Annotated in this window: 6 protein-coding genes; 4 read left to right on the forward strand and 2 right to left on the reverse strand. The window is 66.9% G+C overall.

What is annotated here, in order from left to right; all coding sequences use genetic code 11:
* Positions 1-344 (reverse strand): FAD-binding protein (locus tag ABZE94_RS20050; protein ID WP_372877790.1); only part of this gene is annotated, 344 nt, incomplete at its 3' end.
* A 5-nt stretch (positions 345-349) separates the two neighbouring features.
* The gene (gene glcD, locus ABZE94_RS20055) at positions 350-1,849 is read right to left on the reverse strand and encodes a glycolate oxidase subunit GlcD (protein WP_372877781.1); all 1,500 of its coding nucleotides are present in this window, start codon (positions 1,847-1,849) and stop codon (positions 350-352) included.
* A 256-nt stretch (positions 1,850-2,105) separates the two neighbouring features.
* On the opposite strand from glcD, the gene glcC reads away from it, so the two are divergent.
* The 4 genes from glcC to ABZE94_RS20075 all read left to right on the forward strand — a co-directional run.
* The gene (glcC, locus tag ABZE94_RS20060; protein ID WP_372877783.1) at positions 2,106-2,882 is read left to right on the forward strand and encodes a transcriptional regulator GlcC; all 777 of its coding nucleotides are present in this window, start codon (positions 2,106-2,108) and stop codon (positions 2,880-2,882) included.
* 439 nt (positions 2,883-3,321) lie between these two features.
* A complete protein-coding gene (locus ABZE94_RS20065) occupies positions 3,322-3,873 on the forward strand; it encodes a chorismate lyase (protein WP_372877785.1) in 552 nt (183 codons plus the stop codon).
* Between the two features lie 123 nt (positions 3,874-3,996).
* Positions 3,997-4,890, forward strand: coding sequence for a 4-hydroxybenzoate octaprenyltransferase (ubiA, locus tag ABZE94_RS20070; protein WP_372877787.1), 894 nt, complete (start codon positions 3,997-3,999; stop codon positions 4,888-4,890).
* A gap of 266 nt (positions 4,891-5,156) precedes the next feature.
* Positions 5,157-5,497: helix-turn-helix domain-containing protein (locus ABZE94_RS20075; protein WP_372877789.1), on the forward strand; the 341-nt coding region annotated here is incomplete at its 3' end.

Below are 5,497 nucleotides of genomic sequence, written 5' to 3' on the forward strand. Positions count from 1 at the left end.
CCGGACCAGGGCCGGCGCGGACCGGACAGGCCCGTGGCGACCATGCCGCCGACGGTGGCGTCGCCGCCGAAGCTAGGCGCCTCGCAGCTGAGCATCTGCCCGGCCTCGTCCAGCGCCGCCTGCAATTCGGCCAGCGGGGTGCCGGCACGGGCGGTGATCACCAGTTCGGTCGGGTCGTAGCTGACGATGCCGCGATGGACGCGGCTGTCGATCAGCTCTCCGGTCACCGGGCGACCGAGAAAGGCCTTGCTGTTGCCACCCTGAATGCGCAACGGCAGCGCATTGTTGAGGGCGTGATTGACCTGTTCCAGCAGCGCCGTGCTGGCATCGACATCATGCGGCATGACCATCAGAAACGCTCCAGGTCGGGAAAGGGCAGTTGGCCGTGGTGCACATGCATGGCGCCGAATTCGGCGCAGCGGTGCAGGGTCGGAATGTTCTTGCCGGGATTGAGCAGGCCCTTGGGATCGAAGGCCGCCTTCACCGCGTGGAACAGGGTCAACTCGTCGCTGTTGAACTGGGCGCACATCTGGTTGATCTTCTCGCGGCCGACGCCGTGCTCGCCGGTGATGCTGCCGCCGACCTTCACGCAAAGCTCGAGGATCTTGCCGCCGACGGCTTCGGCGCGCTCCAGCTCGCCGGGCTGGTTGGCATCGAACAGGATCAGCGGGTGCATGTTGCCGTCGCCGGCGTGGAATACGTTGGCCACGCGCAGGCCGTACTCGGCGGACAGCTCGGCGATGCCCCTGAGTACGCCCGGCAACTCGCGGCGCGGAATGGTGCCGTCCATGCAGTAGTAGTCCGGCGAGATGCGCCCGACCGCCGGGAAGGCGTTCTTGCGTCCGGCCCAGAACAAGACCCGTTCGGCCTCGTCACGGGCCAGGCGCACTTCGCTGGCGCCGGCCGCCTGCAGCACCGCTCGTACCCTTTCGCAGTCGTCCTGCACGTCGGCTTCGACGCCGTCCAGTTCACACAGCAGGATGGCCTCGGCCTCGACCGGGTAGCCGGCATGGATGAAGTCTTCCGCGGCGCGGATCGCCAGGTTGTCCATCATCTCCAGGCCGCCGGGAATGATGCCGGCGGCGATGATGTCGCCCACCGCGCGCCCGGCCTTTTCCACCGAATCGAAGCTGGCCAGCAGCACCCTGGCCACCTGCGGCTTGGGCAGCAGCTTGACCGTGACCTCGGTGATGATGCCGAGCATGCCTTCCGAGCCGGTGAACAGCGCGAGCAGGTCGAAACCCGGCGCATCCAGGGCATCGGAGCCCAGGGTCATGCGCTCACCCTCGACCGTGAGGACCTCCACCTTGAGCAGGTTGTGCACGGTCAGGCCGTATTTCAGGCAATGCACGCCGCCGGCGTTCTCGGCCACGTTGCCGCCGATCGAACAGGCTATCTGCGAGGACGGATCCGGCGCGTAATACAGTCCATGGGGCGCGGCGGCCTGGGAAATCGCCAGGTTGCGCACGCCGGGCTGGACCCGGGCGAAGCGCCCGGCCGGGTTGACCTCGAGGATCTTGTTGAAGCGCGCCAGCACCAGCAGGATGCCCTGCTCCAGCGGCAAGGCGCCGCCGGACAAGCCGGTGCCGGCGCCGCGTGCCACCACCGGCACGCCGCGCTGGTAGCAGAGCTTGAGCAGACGCTCGACCTGCTCGATGCGCTCGGGCAACGCCACCAGCATCGGCGTGGCGGTGTAGGCCGAGAGGCCATCGCATTCATAGGGTTTGAGGTCTTCCTGGGTGTGCAGCACGTCCAGGTCGGGCAGTTGCTCGCGCAATGCGGCCAGCAGGGCTGGCTTATCGACCGTTGGCAAAGGGCCGTCGACGCGCTCGTCGTACAGAATGCTCATGGCAGGCTCACTCGGGTGGTGTAGCGGGTGTAGTCGTTATGGCGCATCCGCACAGCGCTGCGCTGGTTGTGCGGCATCTTTAGTCCCGGGCAGCCGAGGCGTCCATCGCCATCCATACTGGTATGACCAGTTTTTTTCGGCAAGCGCGTCACCACTTATCGACTCAGGCTTTGCCCTGCATGACTAAGGCGCTTATATTCGCCAACTGAATTTCGACAAACCCTAGCTGGTCCTACCAGTAAGCGAGTGCGCCAGAATGGATCTAGAACAGCCCGCAGTACGCCGCCAGGTCAGCGATGTAGTGGCCGAAAAAATTGAACGGTTGATCGTCGATGGCGTGCTCAAGGTGGGCCAGGCCCTGCCCTCGGAACGACGCCTGTGCGAGAAGCTGGGGATCTCCCGTTCGGCGCTGCGCGAAGGGCTCAAGGTGCTGCGCGGGCGCGGCATCATCGAGACCGCCCAGGGCCGCGATTCGCGGGTCGCCAGCCTCAGCGGGCCGCGCGACGCCAGCCCGCTGATGCACCTGTTCAGCTCGCAGCCACGCACCCTGTTCGACCTGCTCGAAGTGCGCGCCCTGCTCGAGGCCGAATCGGCGCGCCTGGCCGCCCTGCGCGGCACCGACGCGGATTTCGTCCTGCTGACCCGGCGTTACGAGGAAATGCTCGCCGCCCACAACGAGCCGCCGAGTGAGGTCGAACCGCGTGAACATGCGCGCCTCGACCATGCCTTCCACCTGGCCATCTGCGAGGCGTCGCACAACCCGGTGCTGCTGCACACCCTGCAATCGCTGACCGACCTGATGCTCAACTCGGTGTTCGCCTCGGTGAACAACCTCTATCACCGGCCGCTGCAGAAACGCCAGATCGACCGCCAGCATGCGCGCCTGTACCACGCGGTGATCGAGCGCCTGCCGGAACAGGCGCAACGCGCGGCGCGCGAGCATATCCTCAGCATCCGCGACAACCTCAGGGAGATCGAGCAGGAGGAGCAACGCCTGGTGCGCGCGACCATGCGCCTGGAGGGCTGGGCGTGATGGGTCATAGGTTGGATCGAGCCGCGCTCCGCGAAACCCAACGGGCATGACCGCTCGAGCGCGATGCTGGGTTTCCTGCGACGGCGCCAATCTACCCATTGGAGTCCCGTAGGGCGGATGCAACCCGCAAGCCTCGGCGGGTTGCACCCGCCCTACGGGCAGAGACGATGTAAACGTAGGCTGGGCTAGCGGCGCGTGACGCAGATCCTTGCACCGACCAGCGCGCCGCAAATGGGGTCTCGCCGGGCAGCGCCTTGGCGGCTAACCCAGCCTACGTCCGCGAACGTCCGTGCTGGCAGCCTTTCGGACTTGACCGTCCGTAGCGAGGGAAAGCCCGGGCTGCGGCAAAAATGGCCAGGTCCGGCTTTTCCGCAGTAGGACAGCGTTAAGTTCGACAGGCTGCTAAACTCGCGCGCTTTCGATTCGTGGTGATTCTGCCGTGCCCCACGCCGCCCTCGCCCACCCGCCACGCTGGCTGACCGCCGGCCAACTGCACCCGGTTCCTGCTGCCGGCGTGCGCGACTGGCTGTTCAATCAAGACTCGCTGACCCGCCGACTGACCGCGCTGTCGCAAGACGGCTTCAGCGTCACCCCGCTGCTCGAAGGCTGGCAGCGCCTGCGCAGCGACGAATGCAGCGCCCTCAACGTGGCCGCGGGCAGCCAGGGCTGGGTGCGCGAAGTGTATTTGCGCGGCCACGGCCAACCCTGGGTATTCGCCCGTAGCGTGGCGGCGCGCAGCGCCCTGGAAGGTTCCGGCCTGGCCCTGGAACAACTCGGCAGCCGCTCGCTCGGCGAACTGCTGTTCAGCGACCGCGCCTTCGACCGTAGCGTCCTGCAAGCCTGTCGTTACCCGGCACCCTGGCTGCCCGCCGAGGTGCGCGCAGACCGCCTGTGGGCGCGCCGCTCCTGCTTCAGCCGCGGCGCCCTCGGGGTGCTGGTGGTCGAAGTCTTTCTGCCCGAGTTCTGGCCGGCCGCCGGGACCGAGGCGTAGGGTGGGCCGGGCGGCGATCCGCTTCAGCCCACCAGTCGAAATGCACCACGTGGTGGGCTGAAGCCCACCCTACCCGCGCGTCGACTCCGTATAATCCGCGCAACCCGCACGGAGACGCGCTCGATGTACACCCACCTGCTCAAATCGCTGAATCGCCTGCACCCGCGCACCTGGGACTTCATCCAGCTGATGCGCCTGGACAAACCCATCGGCATCTACCTGCTGCTATGGCCGACGCTCTGGGCCCTGTGGGTCGCGGCCGAGGGCGTGCCGAGCGCGAAGAACCTGTTTATCTTCGTCTTCGGCGTGATCCTGATGCGCGCCGCCGGCTGCGTGATCAACGACTACGCCGACCGCAACTTCGACGGCCACGTCACCCGCACCCGGGCGCGCCCCCTGGCCAGCGGCAGGATCCAGCCGCGCGAGGCGCTGATCCTGTTCGCCGGGCTGGTGGCGCTGGCCTTCATCCTGGTCCTGCTGACCAACGCCGCAACCGTCTGGCTGGCCTTCGGCGGCCTGGCCCTGGCCGCCTGCTACCCGTTCATGAAGCGCTACACCTTCTACCCGCAGGTGGTGCTCGGCGCGGCCTTCTCCTGGGGCATGCCCATGGCCTTCACCGCCGAGACCGGCAGCGTGCCGCCGGAGGCCTGGCTGCTGTACCTCGCCAACCTGCTGTGGACGGTGGCCTACGACACCTACTACGCCATGGCCGACCGCGACGACGACCTGAAGATCGGGCTCAAATCCACCGCCATCCTGTTCGGCGACGCCGACCGCCTGATCATTGTCATCCTTCAGGGTCTGGCCCTGTTGTGCCTGCTGCTGGCCGCCGCGCGTTTCGAGCTGGGCCTGTATTTCCACCTCGGCCTGCTCGCGGCGGCGGCCTGCTTCGCCTGGGAATACCACAAGACCCGCAACCGCAAACCCATGGCCTGCTTCCACGCCTTCCTGCACAACCACTGGGCCGGGCTGGCTATTTTTGCCGGCGTGGTACTGGATTACGCGCTGCGGGCCTAGGGTGGATGCAACCCGCCACCAGCCGGCACCGATGCCTATCGGCGGGTTGCACCCGCCCTACGCGCTGGAACCCCTGACGGGCTACTATCCAGGATCGCCCGCGGGCCATGCGAGACTAGGCAGTCCATGACGCTCAATCCCCAGCTCAAGCAGAATCCAGACCATGCCGGCAAGGCCATTATGGGCATGAGCAGCGCCGTTGCTCTCGCAGGAGCGCGCTCGCTCCTGCAGGTCTTGTGCTCGTGCACAGCCAGCGAGGTTCGGCCATGACCCCGGAACATCTGGCGCGCCTGCTGCGTGACGGCGAGGGCCTGACGGTCGAATTCAAGCGTGCCCGCGAGGCGCTCAATCGCGATGTCTACGAGACCATCTGCGCCTTTCTCAACCAGCGCGGCGGCACCCTGGTGCTGGGCGTGGCGGACGATGGCAGCGCCACCGGCATCGCCCCCGAGGCGGTGGCGCAAATCCGCAAGGACCTGGCCAATACCCTGCACAACCCGCAGAAGATCAACCCGCCGATGCCGCTGGTGCCCGAACAGCTGGAGCTGGACGGACAAACACTGCTGGTGCTGAACGTGCCGGAAAGCTCCCAGGTGCACAGCTGCAA

Source organism: Pseudomonas sp., assembly GCF_041601375.1.
Taxonomy (GTDB): Bacteria; Pseudomonadota; Gammaproteobacteria; order Pseudomonadales; family Pseudomonadaceae; genus Aquipseudomonas.

Excerpts from the sequence above, each read along its gene's own strand:
- glcD (WP_372877781.1), bottom strand. The coding sequence starts at position 1,849 with ATGAGCATTCTGTACGACGAGCGCGTCGACGGCCCTTTGCCAACGGTC.
- glcC (WP_372877783.1), top strand. The coding sequence starts at position 2,106 with ATGGATCTAGAACAGCCCGCAGTACGCCGCCAGGTCAGCGATGTAGTG.
- ubiA (WP_372877787.1), top strand. The coding sequence starts at position 3,997 with ATGTACACCCACCTGCTCAAATCGCTGAATCGCCTGCACCCGCGCACC.